The sequence below is a fragment of the Streptomyces sp. NPDC053755 genome (assembly GCF_040677675.1).
Lineage (GTDB): Bacteria > Actinomycetota > Actinomycetes > Streptomycetales > Streptomycetaceae > Streptomyces.
In genome coordinates, this window is the sequence record NZ_JBFASK010000039.1 from 40,243 (window position 1) to 52,929 (window position 12,687).

The 12,687-nt window shown below is 74.2% G+C and carries 14 protein-coding genes and 2 tRNA genes; 5 read left to right on the top strand and 11 right to left on the bottom strand.

Going from position 1 to position 12,687, the window contains the following annotated elements; genetic code table 11:
* Positions 1 to 56: 56 nt before the first annotated feature.
* Both AB0K65_RS27980 and AB0K65_RS27985 read right to left on the bottom strand, forming a co-directional pair.
* Positions 57 to 1,328 carry a hypothetical protein gene (locus AB0K65_RS27980; RefSeq protein WP_365721268.1) on the bottom strand — a complete coding sequence of 424 codons (1,272 nt, stop codon included), beginning with the start codon at positions 1,326 to 1,328 and terminating at the stop codon, positions 57 to 59.
* Complete coding sequence (locus AB0K65_RS27985; protein ID WP_365721290.1) at positions 1,328 to 1,894, bottom strand: DUF4365 domain-containing protein; 567 nt, start codon at positions 1,892 to 1,894, stop codon at positions 1,328 to 1,330. The genes AB0K65_RS27980 and AB0K65_RS27985 overlap by 1 nt, the downstream gene beginning before the upstream one ends.
* Before the next feature lie 120 nt (positions 1,895 to 2,014).
* Between AB0K65_RS27985 and AB0K65_RS27990 the strand changes: the two genes are divergently transcribed.
* Positions 2,015 to 2,740, top strand: coding sequence for a 3'-5' exonuclease (locus AB0K65_RS27990; RefSeq protein WP_365721270.1), 726 nt, complete (start codon positions 2,015 to 2,017; stop codon positions 2,738 to 2,740).
* A gap of 58 nt (positions 2,741 to 2,798) precedes the next feature.
* Here AB0K65_RS27990 and AB0K65_RS27995 read toward each other — a convergent pair.
* Both AB0K65_RS27995 and AB0K65_RS28000 read right to left on the bottom strand, forming a co-directional pair.
* A tRNA-Val gene (locus AB0K65_RS27995) sits at positions 2,799 to 2,870 on the bottom strand.
* Between the two features lie 39 nt (positions 2,871 to 2,909).
* Positions 2,910 to 3,356, bottom strand: coding sequence for an SRPBCC family protein (locus AB0K65_RS28000; protein WP_365721272.1), 447 nt, complete (start codon positions 3,354 to 3,356; stop codon positions 2,910 to 2,912).
* Between the two features lie 83 nt (positions 3,357 to 3,439).
* Between AB0K65_RS28000 and AB0K65_RS28005 the strand changes: the two genes are divergently transcribed.
* Positions 3,440 to 6,004: a hypothetical protein gene (locus AB0K65_RS28005; RefSeq protein ID WP_365721274.1), complete on the top strand. Its 2,565-nt coding sequence runs from the start codon at positions 3,440 to 3,442 to the stop codon at positions 6,002 to 6,004.
* Between the two features lie 58 nt (positions 6,005 to 6,062).
* Here the strand turns inward: AB0K65_RS28005 and AB0K65_RS28010 are convergent.
* Positions 6,063 to 6,137 (bottom strand) — tRNA-Val (locus AB0K65_RS28010).
* 66 nt (positions 6,138 to 6,203) lie between these two features.
* Positions 6,204 to 6,626, bottom strand: coding sequence for a TIGR02611 family protein (locus tag AB0K65_RS28015; protein ID WP_365721276.1), 423 nt, complete (start codon positions 6,624 to 6,626; stop codon positions 6,204 to 6,206).
* Positions 6,627 to 6,816: 190 nt separating this feature from the next.
* On the opposite strand from AB0K65_RS28015, the gene AB0K65_RS28020 reads away from it, so the two are divergent.
* On the top strand, positions 6,817 to 7,230 hold the full coding sequence (locus tag AB0K65_RS28020) for an SsgA family sporulation/cell division regulator (protein WP_015032345.1): 414 nt from the start codon (positions 6,817 to 6,819) through the stop codon (positions 7,228 to 7,230).
* Between the two features lie 376 nt (positions 7,231 to 7,606).
* Positions 7,607 to 8,164, top strand: a complete 558-nt coding sequence (locus AB0K65_RS28025; protein ID WP_365721278.1) for a CGNR zinc finger domain-containing protein — start codon at positions 7,607 to 7,609, stop codon at positions 8,162 to 8,164.
* Positions 8,165 to 8,210: 46 nt separating this feature from the next.
* On the opposite strand, the gene AB0K65_RS28030 is transcribed toward AB0K65_RS28025, so the two are convergent.
* Together AB0K65_RS28030 and AB0K65_RS28035 are read right to left on the bottom strand one after the other, a co-directional pair.
* Positions 8,211 to 8,378, bottom strand: a complete 168-nt coding sequence (locus AB0K65_RS28030) for a hypothetical protein (protein ID WP_365721292.1) — start codon at positions 8,376 to 8,378, stop codon at positions 8,211 to 8,213.
* Positions 8,379 to 8,459: 81 nt separating this feature from the next.
* On the bottom strand, positions 8,460 to 8,888 hold the full coding sequence (locus tag AB0K65_RS28035) for a hypothetical protein (protein WP_365721280.1): 429 nt from the start codon (positions 8,886 to 8,888) through the stop codon (positions 8,460 to 8,462).
* Between the two features lie 167 nt (positions 8,889 to 9,055).
* Between AB0K65_RS28035 and AB0K65_RS28040 the strand changes: the two genes are divergently transcribed.
* Complete coding sequence (locus AB0K65_RS28040; protein ID WP_365721282.1) at positions 9,056 to 9,580, top strand: DsbA family protein; 525 nt, start codon at positions 9,056 to 9,058, stop codon at positions 9,578 to 9,580.
* 21 nt (positions 9,581 to 9,601) lie between these two features.
* Here the strand turns inward: AB0K65_RS28040 and AB0K65_RS28045 are convergent, their stop codons facing one another.
* Genes AB0K65_RS28045 through AB0K65_RS28055 form a run of 3 tightly spaced genes read right to left on the bottom strand, consistent with a single transcriptional unit; the run spans position 9,602 to position 12,376 of the window.
* Positions 9,602 to 10,441, bottom strand: coding sequence for a GNAT family N-acetyltransferase (locus tag AB0K65_RS28045; protein ID WP_365721284.1), 840 nt, complete (start codon positions 10,439 to 10,441; stop codon positions 9,602 to 9,604).
* A 55-nt stretch (positions 10,442 to 10,496) separates the two neighbouring features.
* Positions 10,497 to 11,327, bottom strand: a complete 831-nt coding sequence (locus AB0K65_RS28050) for an aminodeoxychorismate lyase (RefSeq protein ID WP_365721286.1) — start codon at positions 11,325 to 11,327, stop codon at positions 10,497 to 10,499.
* On the bottom strand, positions 11,324 to 12,376 hold the full coding sequence (locus AB0K65_RS28055) for a chorismate-binding protein (RefSeq protein WP_365721288.1): 1,053 nt from the start codon (positions 12,374 to 12,376) through the stop codon (positions 11,324 to 11,326). Before AB0K65_RS28055 ends, AB0K65_RS28050 begins: the two co-directional genes overlap by 4 nt.
* Positions 12,377 to 12,687 lie beyond the last annotated feature (311 nt).

Here is a 12,687-nt window from a genome sequence, read left to right on the forward strand (position 1 = left end):
CCGTGGTGCCCGCCCGCGAAACGATTACCCCCGGGCCCGGGGGTGTGCCCCGGTGCTCACTCCCCGCCCCACGCCTCCTCGAAGAAGTCGAGGTTCTCGTGCAGCGACTTCATCAGCCGGTCCCGTTCCGCCTCGTCCACCTGCACCGGGACGACCCCGGAGGCGTCCGTCATCCTGCGGAAGCCGCCCCTGCGCTCCAGGCGTCCCACGACCCGGATCGGCAGTCCCACCAGGTGGGCGTGGCCGGCCGTGCGGTACGACTCCTCGTCCAGGGTCACCCGCACGTGCGGCACCTCCGCGCCGGCCAGGACCCGCAGGCGTACGGTCCCCTCGCCGCGGGGGCCCGAGCGGCGCATGCGGACGACGGCTCCGGTGATGCGCACCGGTACGGACGGCTCGTCGGTGAGGTAGCGGACGCCGGCCTCGCGCAGGGCGGGCAGGTCGCCCGGTGAGAACTCGACCGGCTCGGGCCGGGCGGCGCAGCCCGTCGGCGCCCCGGCGGCCGGGGCCCATTCGAGGGCGATCCGCGCGCCCTCGGAGCCGCGCACGAGGGTGACGAGGGCCTCGGTCAGTTCGCGGCTCACGCCGGCCTCGACGGCGGTGTCGAAGGCCTCCATGCCGCCGGTGGCCCGCTGGTAGTCGACGGCCTCCCTGGCGGCGTGGAGCGCGTGGTAGAGGCGTACGGCGACGGCCCGGCCCGGGTCGACGGGGACGAACGCGGTCAGGCCCCGGCCGCCCTGGGCGGCCCCGACCACCACGGCCCGCAGGGAGGACTGGGCCTGGCGGCGGTGGCGGGCGCCGTAGTACCCGGCCCGCGCCCGGACGGCGAGGGCCCCGGCCAGCAGCAGCTGGCGGGCGGCCGAGCCGAGCTGCTCCTGGACGCTCCACGGCACCGTGCCGGCGGGCCCCGGCGGCACGTCGCGCCACCAGCGGATCTCGTCACTGGGGACGGTGAGCCCCACCAGGACCTCACGGGCCGACGGCGCGGCGCTGCGCGCGAGCGCGGTCAGGGCGTCCTCGAGGAGGTCCTCGCAGTCGGGGAAGGCGCGGCTCTCCGGGACCAGGAGGCTCGTGGCGCCGATGCCGGCGCCGCTCCCGGGCGGGGTCCAGCGGCTGTAGCGGCCCGTGGCGCCGCCGCGGCGGCGCCAGCCGTGCCGGGCCAGGAGCGCGCCGAGGACCCGCGGGTCCACCTGCCCGGCGTCCGGCGGCCCGTCCGCGTCGGCCCACGGGCCGCCGGGAAGCTCGCCGGGCGTGGGATGGGGGCGGAAGGGCGGGGGGACGGTGCCGTGGCCGGCCCCTCCCTCCGGTTCGTCGATCGGCCGGTGCATCAAGGTCTCCCTCCCACGCCGACGCGGGTCATGATCTCGCACAGGGCCCGGTCGTCGAAGATCCGCGCCGTCGGTACGCGGACGGTGGTGCGGCGCTGTCCCGTGACCGGGTGGCCGGCCAGGTTGATCCAGTAGCAGCAGTGCCGTAGGTCGAGGCGGTCGTGCCCGGCCCGCAGCCAGTCCTCCTGGGAGCGCGGTACGAGCATCACGACCAGGATCTTGTGCACCGACACGGGTGTCCGCGCGAGCTTCACCAGGTGGGCGTTGTCGAGCGTGAACGAGAACGTGCCTCCGGGCGGGCTCGGCGGTATCTGATAGGTGCACTTGAGCTGCACCTTGATGGTGACTTCGTCGTCGACCGTGTGGCCGGGAGCGCTGTGACTCACGTGCCAGTCGATTCCGTTGTCCGGAAACGGCTGCGACAGCGAGCAGCCCGCCGCCGCCGCGACCGCGTGCAGATAGCCCACCTGAAGTGTCTCCATGCAGGCGGTGGTGGCGAGTGAGCCGCGCAGTGGTGCTGCCCGCTGGGGCGGCAGCCCACCCGATTCGGGCTGGGCGAGCGCCATGTCGATTCCCTTCCCCGTCATCTGTGTTGTCACCGGCCCGCGTACGGCGCAAACAGCCCGGGTATCACCGATTCGGGCAGGGGGATCGCCATCTGCCGCACACGTGCGAGGAGTTCGGGGATGACGCACTGGTTCGAGGGGCCCCTGGCCGCATTCGACACGGAAACCACGGGAGTCGACGTCGAGGAGGACCGGATAGTCTCCGCCGCCCTCGTCGTCCAGGACATGACGGGCGGCCGCCCCCGGGTGACGCGCTGGCTGGTCAACCCCGGGGTGCCGGTGCCCGAAGCGGCCACGGCGGTCCATGGCCTGACGGACGATCACCTCCAGCGGAACGGGCGGTGGCCCGCGCCGGTGATGGAGGAGCTGGGACGGGCGCTGGCCGAGCAGTGCGCGGCGGGCCGTCCGCTGGTGGTGATGAACGCTCCCTTCGATCTGACGATCCTGGACCGCGAGCTGCGCCGCCACCGGGCCTCGTCGCTGGGCCGCTATCTGCAGAACACGCCGCTGTGCGTGCTGGATCCGCGGGTCCTCGACCGTCATCTGGACCGCTACCGCAAGGGCCGCAGGACGCTGACGGACCTCTGCGCGCAGTACGACGTCGAGCTGGAGGGCGCGCACGACGCCGCGGCCGACGCGACGGCGGCGATGGATGTCGTACGGGCGGTGGGGCGGCGCTTCGCGTCCCGGCTGGAACGGCTGTCACCGGCGGAGCTGCACACCCTGCAGGCGGTCTGGCACGCCGCGCAGGCGCGCGGGCTGCAGGCGTGGTTCGCGCGCAACGGGACACCGGAGGTGGTGGATCCGACGTGGCCCCTGCGTCCGGAGATGCGGACGGCGGCGTGAGCCCGGGCCCGGAGATGCGGAAGGCCGGTCCGTCGTGTGACGGACCGGCCTGACCCGGTGGGCGATACTGGGATCGAACCAGTGACCCCTTCGGTGTGAACGAAGTGCTCTCCCGCTGAGCTAATCGCCCGGGAACGGGTTGAACCATACAGGTCCCGGCGGGTTTCCTTCAAACCGGCCGCAGGCGGGCGGCGAGCCCGCGCCGGCCGCCCCGCATCATCAGGGCGTGGTTGGCACGGAAGAGGGGCCGCGCGGGGACGGCGAAGCGGCGCATCAGCGGGTCGCGCACCTCGACCTCCTGTTCGTAGAGCGCGCGGGTTCCGGCGGGGTCGGCGGTGAGGGTCCAGCGGAACCAGCCCTCCAGATCGCCGCTGAGCCCGGCCTCCAGGACACCGGCGACCGGGTCGTTGCGCCGGGCCCGGACGGTGACGACGAGGTCGTACGGCAGGACGGAGCGGAAGCGGGCGGTGCCGGTGACGTCGTCGAGGGGGACCACCTCGCGGACCTGGGGCCACCACCGGGGATACTCCTCGCCGCGTTCGAGGACGTCGTAGACCGCGTCGGGCGGGGCCGCCAGGCGCCAGACGCTGCGGAAGCGATAGTGGTACCGGTCCATGCCCCCAGTGTGGACGTACTCAGGCCGGGATCTGAGTACGCGCGCGCATGGCCCGGGAGTGTGCCCCGCGCCACACTCCCGGTATGAACACTCCCCTGCCGCCCGCGGAAGAGCTGCGGCTCGTCGACCGCGAGCTGGCCGAAATCGACGCCCGGAGGGCCCTGTTGCTGGCCCGCCGGGCGTGGCTGCTGCAGATGCTGCACGCGCCCGTGGCCCGGCCCGCGGCGACGGCCCCCTGGCCCGCTCCCCCGCGTCCGGACTCCACGCCGCGCAGCGCGCAGAACGTCCTCCTGACCCTCGGCGGGGCCCTGCTGACGATCGCCGCCGTCGCCTTCACCCTGGTGAGCTGGGGCTCGATGGGGATCGGCGGCCGCGCGGCGGTGCTGTTCGCGGTGACGTCCGCCGCGCTCGGCGCGCCGGTGACGCTGCTGCGCCGCGGTCTGGGCTCCACGGCCGAGGCGGTGGCGGCGCTCGCGCTGGCCCTGACGGTGCTCGACGCGTACGCGCTGCACCGGGTGGCGCTGGCGGACACGGACGGCGCGGGGTACGCGGCGGTGGCGTCGGCCGTGCTCGCGGGGGCGTGGACGGCGTACGGCTCGGCGCTCGGCCGGCTGCGGATTCCGCTGCCCGCGGCCGTGGTGGCCGGTCAACTCCCCCTGCTCCTCGGCGTGCAGGCGGCGGGCGGGGGCCTCCTCCCGACGGCCTGGGCGGCGCTCGTGACGGCGGCCGCGGATCTGGCGCTGGTGCTGTGGGCGAAGCCCGCGGCGGTGCGGGTCACGGCAGGTGTCGGCGGCGGTGTACTGGGCGGCTGGGCACTGCTGGCCGGGGGCTGGCTGTCGTTCACCTCGGCCCTTCCGGCGGGCGCACTGCTGCTGGGCGGCGCCGTGCCCGCGCTGATCCTCGCGTGGCGGATGCCTCGGGTGGCGACGGCCGCCTCGGTGGTGGCGGGCCTTTCCGTGATCACGGCGGCCGGCGGTGTGCTGCGCGCCGCGCTGCCGGGCGACTGGCAGGTGCCGGGGTACGTGCTGTGCGCGGTGGCGCTCGCGGCGGTGCTGCGGTCGACGGCGCCGCGCGGGGTGCGGCTCGGTCTGGCGGGCGCCGGGGGCGGGGTCCTCGCGCTGGGTGTGGTGTGGGCGGTGCCTCCGGTGGCGGCGGCGCTCCTGGCGCCCACGGGGCGCACGACGGCGGTGTGGTCGGGCGCGCACGCGGAGCCGGCCCTCGCGTCGTACCCGGCCACGGCCCCGCTGGTGCTGCTGATCGCGGCGGCGGCCCTGGCGGCGGTGCCGCGCCTGTGGGCCCGCTGTGGCGCCCTGTTCCTGGGGTGGGCGGTGCTGACGGCCCTGACGCTGTCGCTGGAGCCGCCGTACGGCGTGGGGCTGACGCTGCGGCTGGGGACGGTGGCGGCGGCGCTGTTCCTCGCGGTGCGCCCGGAGCCGGCGGCCCGGGGGCTGCGGGTGCCCTCGGCCGAGCGGTCGACCGAGTCTCCTTCGCCGGCCGGGCAGGCTCCCGTCGGGACGGCCGGCGGCGAGGCGGCTGCGGGCGGCGGGCCGGCCGCGCGGGCCGGTGGCGCCGTTCCTCCGTCCTCCGGACCGGCCGGCGGCGCGCAGGCCCCCGCCTGGGGTCCGTGGGCGTCCTGGGGTCCGGGGCCGACGGCCGCGGTGCCCCGCGTCCCCCTCCCGCCGCGCGAGGTGCTCGGCTGGAGCGCGCTCGCCTGCGGCATGGTCTCGGCGGTGAGCGGTGTCGCCGCGGCCCTGGACACGCGGGGGGCGACCTTCGCGGCGCTGGGCGTGCTCCTCGGCCTGTTCACGGCCGCGGGGATCCTCGGCGCGGGCGCCCGGCGGGCCGTCGCCGCGTGTGCCGCGGTGGGGTCGCTGACCGGGCTCGTCCTGGCCGCGGCGGCGGCCGCGGAGTTCCCCGGCCACCGCACGGCCCTGCTCCTGCTGCTCGTCCCGGCGGCCACGGCTGCCGTCGGCGCCAGGCTCGGCCGGCGGCCGGTCGCGGTGCCCGTGGAGATCACGGGTGCCGTGGCGGGGCTGCTCGCGGTCGGGCTCGCCGTCTCCCGGCCGGCCGTCCTGGCACTCGTTCTCGCCCTGGGCGGGGTGATCGCGGCGGCGACGGCGGTGCGCCCGGAGCGGCGGCGGGTGGCCGGGTGGTCGGCGGCCGGTCTGTTCCTGCTGGCGACCTGGGTGCGGCTCGCCGCCTCGGACGTGGCGACGCCCGAGGCGTACACGCTCCCGGTCACCGTGCCCGCGCTGGCGGTCGGGGCGCTGCACCGCCGACGCGATCCGGGGGCGTCGTCCTGGACGGCGTACGGTCCGGGCCTCGCGGCGACGCTGGTACCGAGCCTCTTCGCGGCCTGGACGGATCCCGACTGGGTGCGGCCGCTGCTCCTCGGGGTGGCCGCGCTGGCGGTGACGCTCCTGGGGGCCCGGTTCCGGCTTCAGGCGCTGCTGGTCCTCGGCGGCTGCGCCCTGGCCCTGGACGGGCTGCACGAGCTGGCTCCGTACGTGGTACAGGCCGTGGGCGCGCTGCCTCGCTGGCTGCCGCCGGCCCTGGCCGGTCTGCTGCTCCTGGCGGTGGGCGCGACCTACGAGCAGCGTCTGCGGGACGCCCGGCGGCTGCGTGAGCGGCTGGGCAGGATGCGGTAGCCGCGAGGAGAACGCCGAAGGCCCGGAGACCTGTCGGTCTCCGGGCCTTCGGTCCGGGTGGTGGGCGATACTGGGTTCGAACCAGTGACCTCTTCGGTGTGAACGAAGCGCTCTCCCACTGAGCTAATCGCCCGGGCGCACCGCAAACATTACCGCATGTCAGCGGGTCCCCTCGACCGCCTTCGGCATGCCCCGCGGCTCACTGGTCGATCTTCCACGGCATGACGAAGCCGAACTTCCAGAGGTAGATTCCGACGAGTACGGCGATGATCACCAGACCGACGGTCGTGAGGATGATGTTGCGCCTGCGGACCTTGGGATCGAGGGCGCGCTGGGCCGCCTCGGTCACCTTCCGCTTCGTCCAGCGGAGCACGAGCTGGGCCCAGACGAACTCGGTCGCCCAGATCGCCATGCCGCCGAAGATCACCAGCCAGCCGGGGCCCGGCAGGGGCAGCATCACGACGCCGGCGACGACGACGGCGAGACCCACGATGAAGACGCCGACCTGCCAGCTCAGATGGAGGGTCCGGCGGGCCTTGATGAACTCGGGCGCCCGGGATCCCAGCTCGGAGTCGCCGTCGGTCGCGGACTCCCCGGTGCGCTCGTCACTCTCCGCATTCATGGGTCCCAACCTACCGGATTCGGCGCCGTCACCGGTATGGCGGTATTACCCGAAGTCACACTCCCCCATACGAGCTACCTGAACGATCACAAAACAGACAGAGGGGTTTACAACGGCACCGTAGGTGGCATGTCGATTTCGCCGACGTGCGAATCCCCGAGCGCACACTGAGCGAAAGGCCCTGGCGCTTATGAACACCACGGTCAGCTGCGAGCTGCACCTGCGCCTCGTTGTGTCGAGCGAGTCCTCACTGCCTGTACCCGCGGGCCTGCGGTATGACACGGCCGATCCGTATGCCGTGCACGCCACCTTCCACACCGGAGCCGAGGAGACGGTCGAGTGGGTCTTCGCCCGCGACCTTCTCGCCGAGGGGCTGCACCGGCCCACCGGCACCGGCGACGTCAGAGTCTGGCCGTCCCGCAGTCACGGTCAGGGCGTCGTCTGCATCGCACTGAGTTCCCCAGAGGGCGAAGCCCTGCTCGAGGCCCCGGCGAGGGCCTTGGAGTCGTTCCTGAAGAGGACCGACGCCGCCGTGCCCCCGGGCACCGAGCACCGTCACTTCGACCTCGACACCGAGCTCTCCCACATCCTGGCCGACAGCTGAGCCAGCCCGAGAGCCGCACGGCGCCGTCCGACTCGGGGAGACGGCGCCGGGCGGAAAGCCCCACGGCGAACATCGGCGTCCTCACCGCGCAGCCGGCGCGGCGGGGGCGCCGATGCCCGTTTTCCGGCCGCGCCGTCCGGCCGGCCGCCCGAACCGTACGGACGGCGCGGGGCACCCGCGTGAACGGGCGGGCCGGACCGCGCGAGGCGCCCTCCTGCGGGACGGCGCGGCCGCTTTCCGTCCCGCGAGCCGGCCGGCGCCTGCTTTCGGCCCCGTTCCGGCCCGCTTTCGGACCGCTCCCGGCCCGTCGCGGCCGAGCCGCTAGAGTCAGCGCAATTCCGCGGGCGCCCGCCCGCAGCAGGCCAGGGAGCGAATCGTGCTGATCCCCCACGACACCCGGATTGCCCTCGACACCGTCGTCGACCTGATGAACACCGCTCCACAGGGCGACCGCGTCGACGAGCTCGAGGACCTCCAGGCGCTGCACGCCTTCGTGCGGGCCCACGACATCAGCGACGTGGGCGATCTGGGCGCACACGACCTCAAGGCGGTCCGCGAGCTGCGCGGCAGGTTCGCGGCCGTCTTCGCCGCACCGGACGCCCGGATCGCGGCCACGCTCATCAACCAGCTCGTCGCGGCCGCGGGCACGACTCCGCAGCTCACCGACCACGACGGCTACGACTGGCACGTCCACTACTTCGCCCCCGGAGCCTCGGTCTCCGACCACCTCGGCGCCGACTGCGGCATGGCACTGGCGTTCATCGTCGTCGCGGGCGAGCAGGAGCGGCTGCGGCGCTGCGAGGCACCGGACTGCGGGCGGGCCTTCGTCGACCTGTCCCGCAACCGCTCCCGCCGCTACTGCGACAGCCGCACCTGCGGTAACCGGCTCCACGTGGCGGCGTACCGGGCGCGCCGCAAGGAAGCCGCCGGCTGATCCGCCGGGCGGCACCACCACGCGGCGGGAACCCGACGGCACCCGCTCACAGCAGGAACAGATCGTGCACGGCGGCCATCAGCAGCAGACAGCCGATCACCGCGAGAAAGATCATCAGTGGCGGCTGGGAAAGCGCGAACAGACAACCGCGCGGCTCTTCGGTGGCGGCGGGGGCGTGATCCCGCGAGGTATCGAGCATCTCGGATGCGATCATGGCGCAGCCACCCGCCCGGACCGCTCGCAACACGCCTCACGCGCGGGGCAGTTCACCCCATCCCGTGGACGCCGCCACCCGTCAGATTCCGTGCTTCTTCAGGATCGCCTCGATGTCGCTGAAGTCGTCCCCGGTCGGGGTGGGCCGCGGCTCCGGCCTCGCGCCGCGCTGACCGCCGCCGAGCGAGGGCGCTGACGCGGCGGGCGCCGCGGTCCCGGCCCGCTTGCCGGCGGTCGCCTCCTGGCGGCCGGCGCCCCTGCGCCGCTCGACGGCGCGCGTGGTCGTGAACAGCAGCCAGGCCACCCCGAGGACCCCGAAGCCGGCCCAGGCCGTGGGGCTGAAGGCCGTCGCGGCGAGCCACTCCACCGCCCCCGTCATCACCAGGCCCACCGGCACCAGGGCGTAGGCGGCGATCCTGGCCGCGGTGAGGAAGCGCCTGCGGTACGCCGTGACGGCGGCGATGCCCAGGCCCGCCACGGACACCGCGGAGCAGATGGTCTCGGCAAGCATGCGGTCCTCCTGGCGCCGGGCGATACGTCCCTTCCATCCTGCACCGCCGGGGCCCATCCAGGCCACGTACCGGGACCGACCTCAGGGAGATCTCCGGGTCGCACCCTGACGATCTCCTCCCCAGGTCCCGGTTGGGCCACGCCACCGGGGGCTGGAAGACTGCTCCCATGAGCGACCCCACCACCGCGCCCGCCTCCGCCCCCGTCGTGCTGGAGGCCTGGTTCGACCTCCAGTGCCCCGACTGCTTCCAGGCCCTCGACGACGTGCGCGCGTTGCGCGAGAAGTACGGCGACCGCGTGGACGTACGGCTGCGTCACTTCCCGCTGGAGAAGCACAAGCACGCGTACGCCGCCGCCCAGGCCGCCGAGGAGGCGGCCGAGCAGGGCCAGGGCTGGCCGTACGCCGAGGCGCTCCTCGCCAGGACCGTGGAACTCGGCCGACAGGGCGAGTCCGTGCTGATCGAGGTGGCCAGGGAACTCGGTCTGGACGCCGAGGAGTTCGACACCGCCCTGATCGACGGCCGGCATCTGCTCGCCGTCGACGCCGACGAGGCGGAGGGCAAGGCCATCAAGGTCACCGGCACCCCCACCTACGTCATCGACGGGCAGCGTCTCGACGGCGGCAAGAGCCAGGACGGCCTGCGCGAGCGTGTCGAGGAGATCGCCGACCGTCTCCTCGCCGACGCCGGCTGAGCCGGCCGGCTCCCGGGGGCTCTACAGGACCTGCTTGTAGCTGTTGACGTGGGTGGTCCGGTAGCCGAGCGAGGCGTAGAGGCGAAGAGCCGGGGCGTTGCCGGAGAAGACGTGGAGACCCAGCAGGCTCTGGCCCGCGTCGAGCGCGACCCGTTCGGCGAGCAGCATGAGGGCGCGGCCGTAGCCGCGGCCGCGCGAACCCTCGGCCACCTCGATGTCGTAGACGTACGCCCCGTTCCGGCCGGGGCTCAGCTCGCGCCGTCCGGTCCAGATCCACCCGACGGTCTGCCCGTCGCGCACCGCCACGTGGATCTCGGTGCCGGGGCTGGCCAGACCCCGGGGCAGGAGCTCGCGGTGGCTGGCCTCGGCCTTGGCCCGCGCCTGGTCCTCCGGCACACCCCGGTCCATCCAGCTCCGCGCGAACTCCTCCTCGGCCTTCACGGCCCAGGACGCGTACTCCTGCTCTGTCATGCGGCGGATCCCGACGTCCGGTGGGAGGACGGGCGGCTCCCGGGGCAGGTCCTTGTCCATGTTGCGGCTGCGTTCGACGTAGCCCAGGGCCGTGGCCATCCGCAGCGCCGCCTCGGCGGCGGCGGGGACGGAGATCTGGACCTCGCGGCAGCCCCAGCCGCGCAGCACCTCCTCCGCGGCGAGGGCGGCGACCGTGCCCCGGCCGCGGCGGCGGTCCCGCTCGTCGATCCGCAGGTCCTCGATCACCCCGCACGCGGCGCCGAAGCCGGGCGCGGTGGAGAGATGGAGCGAGCCGACGCGACGGCTGTTCACGCACACGTCGAACGGGCGCGAACGCCCGCCGCCGGAGGTCTGCTGAAGCGGCCCGGCCGGCCGCAGGGTGGTGGTCATCAGTGGTGTTCTACCCACCCGCCGGGCCGCCGTCATCCGGATTTACCCGGCGGTGTCACGCCAAGCGGGGGTCCCGTTCGGCGGCCGCCCGCTCGTCGAAGATCCGCATCGCCTTGGCGGTCACCGGTCCGGGCGCCCCGGGACACGTGCGGCCGTCGACCCGGTGGACCGCCTGGACGTCGCGCAGGGTCGACGTCAGGAAGATCTCCTCGGCGCTGTCCAGGACGTCGAACGGCAGGTCCGTCTCCCTGGCGCCGGTCCACTCCACCGCGAGGGCGCGGGTGATGCCGGCCAGGCAGCCGGAGGACACGGGCGGGGTGTGGATGTGGCCGTCGAGCACCACGAAGACGTTGGAGCCGGTGCCCTCGCAGAGCTGCCCGACGGTGTTGGCGAACAGCGCCTCGGACGCGCCGTGTTCGTGCGCCCGGGCGAGGGCGACGACGTTCTCGGCGTAGGAGGTGGTCTTCAGACCGGTGAGCGCGCCGCGTTCGTTCCGCGTCCAGGGGACGGTGACGACGGCGGTGGAGTCGGCGCGGCGCTTCGTCTCGCCGAGCGCCACCACGAGCCCGGCGCCCGCCTCACCGCGCTCGGAGCCGAGCGGGGAGATGCCGCCGGTGTACGTGATGCGGAGCCGGCCGAGCTCCATCGGGTTGGCCTCCAGGACGGCGGCGCAGGCGCGGCGGACCTCGTCGAGGTCGGGGTCGGGCAGACCGAGCCCGCGCGCCGAGCGGGTGAGGCGTTCGAGGTGCTCGGTGAGGGCGAAGGTCCCGCCGCGCTCGGCCTTGACCGTTTCGAAGACGCCGTCGCCGACGGTCAGCCCGTGGTCCAGGACGGACACCCGGGCTTGGTCCGCGTCGTACAGCCCGCCGTTGACCCACAGTTTCATCGAGAGATGGCCTTTCCGCTCGCCTCGTACGTACCCGACGCTACCGCCAGCAGGCGGGACGCCTTCAATTCCGTCTCCGCCCATTCGCGCTCGGGGTCGGAGCCCCAGGTGATGCCCGCCCCGGTGCCGAAACGGAGCAGGCCCTCGGCGCGGTCGATCCAGAAGGTCCGTATCCCCACGGCGAGTTCCGCGGTGCGGCGGTCGGCGTCGACCCAGCCGATGCCGCCGCAGTAGGGGCCCCGGGGGGAGGTCTCCAGGGCCTCGATGATCCGCAGCGCGCTGGACTTGGGGGCCCCGGTGACGGAGCCGGGCGGGAAGGTGGCGTCGAGCAGCTCGCGCCAGCCGGCCTTCGCGTCGAGCTCGCCGCGGACCGTGGAGACGAGGTGCACCAGGCCGGGATGAGGCTCGACCACGCAGAGTTCGGGCACGGTGACGGATCCGGTGGCGCAGACGCGGCCGAGGTCGTTCCGCACGAGGTCCACGATCATCACGTTCTCCGCGTGGTCCTTCTCCAGGAGGTCCTCCGCGGTCCGCCCGGTGCCCTTGATGGGCCCCGACTCGACGGTGCCGCCGTCACGGCGCAGGTAGAGCTCGGGGGACGCGGTCGCGATCTCGACGCCGTGGGCGGGCAGGCGAATCGTTCCGGCGTACGGAGCCGGGTTACCGCGCGCGAGGAGGGCCGTGAGGGCGTCGACGTCGGCGGCGTCCGGCTCGGGCAAGGGCGCGGACAGCACCCGACAGAGGTTCGCCTGGTAGACCTCGCCACGCGCGATGTGCGCCCGGACCCGGCGCACGCCCTCGGTGTACGCGGCGCGGTCGAGCGAGGACGTCCAGTCAGCGGCGGCGGGGCCGCGCCAGGCTCCCGGCACCGGGGCGGGGACGGGCTCCGTCCGCACGTCGCCGAAGCGGGCGCAGGTCAGACGGCCCTCGAAGTCCGCGGAGACGGCCCAGAAGCCGGCGGAGTCCAGGGCCTCGGGGTCACTGGTGACATCCCGCAGGTCGGTCGCGACGAGGCCGCCGAAGCGGGCCAGAGGAGCAAGGTCGTGCACGGGTGCGAGTCTAGGCGGGCGGCGGAGCGATGACGGGGCCCGCCGAGGGGGTGGGGGGCGGAGGTGGCACGCGGGGGCTGCGAGCCACCCGGGGGACACGGGGAGTGAACGTCGGGCGAACGCTCCTGGGCGCCCGGGCCGGGCCGCGGAGAAGCGGGCAGCTCAGCACGCTGCGGAAACGCGTTTTTGTGCTGGCCCGGGAATCCGCTAGAGTTCAACACGTCGCCGGGACGCGCAAGCGGACCGGAAACGACAAGCGGACGTGGCTCAGTTGGTAGAGCATCACCTTGCCAAGGTGAGGGTCGCGAGTT

What these genes read in the sequence shown, in the direction of transcription:
- AB0K65_RS28040 (WP_365721282.1), top strand. Translation starts at nt 9,056, where the DNA reads ATGAGCGACCCCACCACCGCGCCCGCCTCCGCCCCCGTCGTGCTGGAG.
- AB0K65_RS27990 (WP_365721270.1), top strand. Translation starts at nt 2,015, where the DNA reads ATGACGCACTGGTTCGAGGGGCCCCTGGCCGCATTCGACACGGAAACC.
- AB0K65_RS28045 (WP_365721284.1), bottom strand. Translation starts at nt 10,441, where the DNA reads ATGACCACCACCCTGCGGCCGGCCGGGCCGCTTCAGCAGACCTCCGGC.
- AB0K65_RS27980 (WP_365721268.1), bottom strand. Translation starts at nt 1,328, where the DNA reads ATGCACCGGCCGATCGACGAACCGGAGGGAGGGGCCGGCCACGGCACC.
- AB0K65_RS28000 (WP_365721272.1), bottom strand. Translation starts at nt 3,356, where the DNA reads ATGGACCGGTACCACTATCGCTTCCGCAGCGTCTGGCGCCTGGCGGCC.
- AB0K65_RS28035 (WP_365721280.1), bottom strand. Translation starts at nt 8,888, where the DNA reads ATGCTTGCCGAGACCATCTGCTCCGCGGTGTCCGTGGCGGGCCTGGGC.
- AB0K65_RS28030 (WP_365721292.1), bottom strand. Translation starts at nt 8,378, where the DNA reads ATGATCGCATCCGAGATGCTCGATACCTCGCGGGATCACGCCCCCGCC.
- AB0K65_RS27985 (WP_365721290.1), bottom strand. Translation starts at nt 1,894, where the DNA reads ATGGCGCTCGCCCAGCCCGAATCGGGTGGGCTGCCGCCCCAGCGGGCA.
- AB0K65_RS28020 (WP_015032345.1), top strand. Translation starts at nt 6,817, where the DNA reads ATGAACACCACGGTCAGCTGCGAGCTGCACCTGCGCCTCGTTGTGTCG.
- AB0K65_RS28050 (WP_365721286.1), bottom strand. Translation starts at nt 11,327, where the DNA reads ATGAAACTGTGGGTCAACGGCGGGCTGTACGACGCGGACCAAGCCCGG.
- AB0K65_RS28005 (WP_365721274.1), top strand. Translation starts at nt 3,440, where the DNA reads ATGAACACTCCCCTGCCGCCCGCGGAAGAGCTGCGGCTCGTCGACCGC.
- AB0K65_RS28015 (WP_365721276.1), bottom strand. Translation starts at nt 6,626, where the DNA reads ATGAATGCGGAGAGTGACGAGCGCACCGGGGAGTCCGCGACCGACGGC.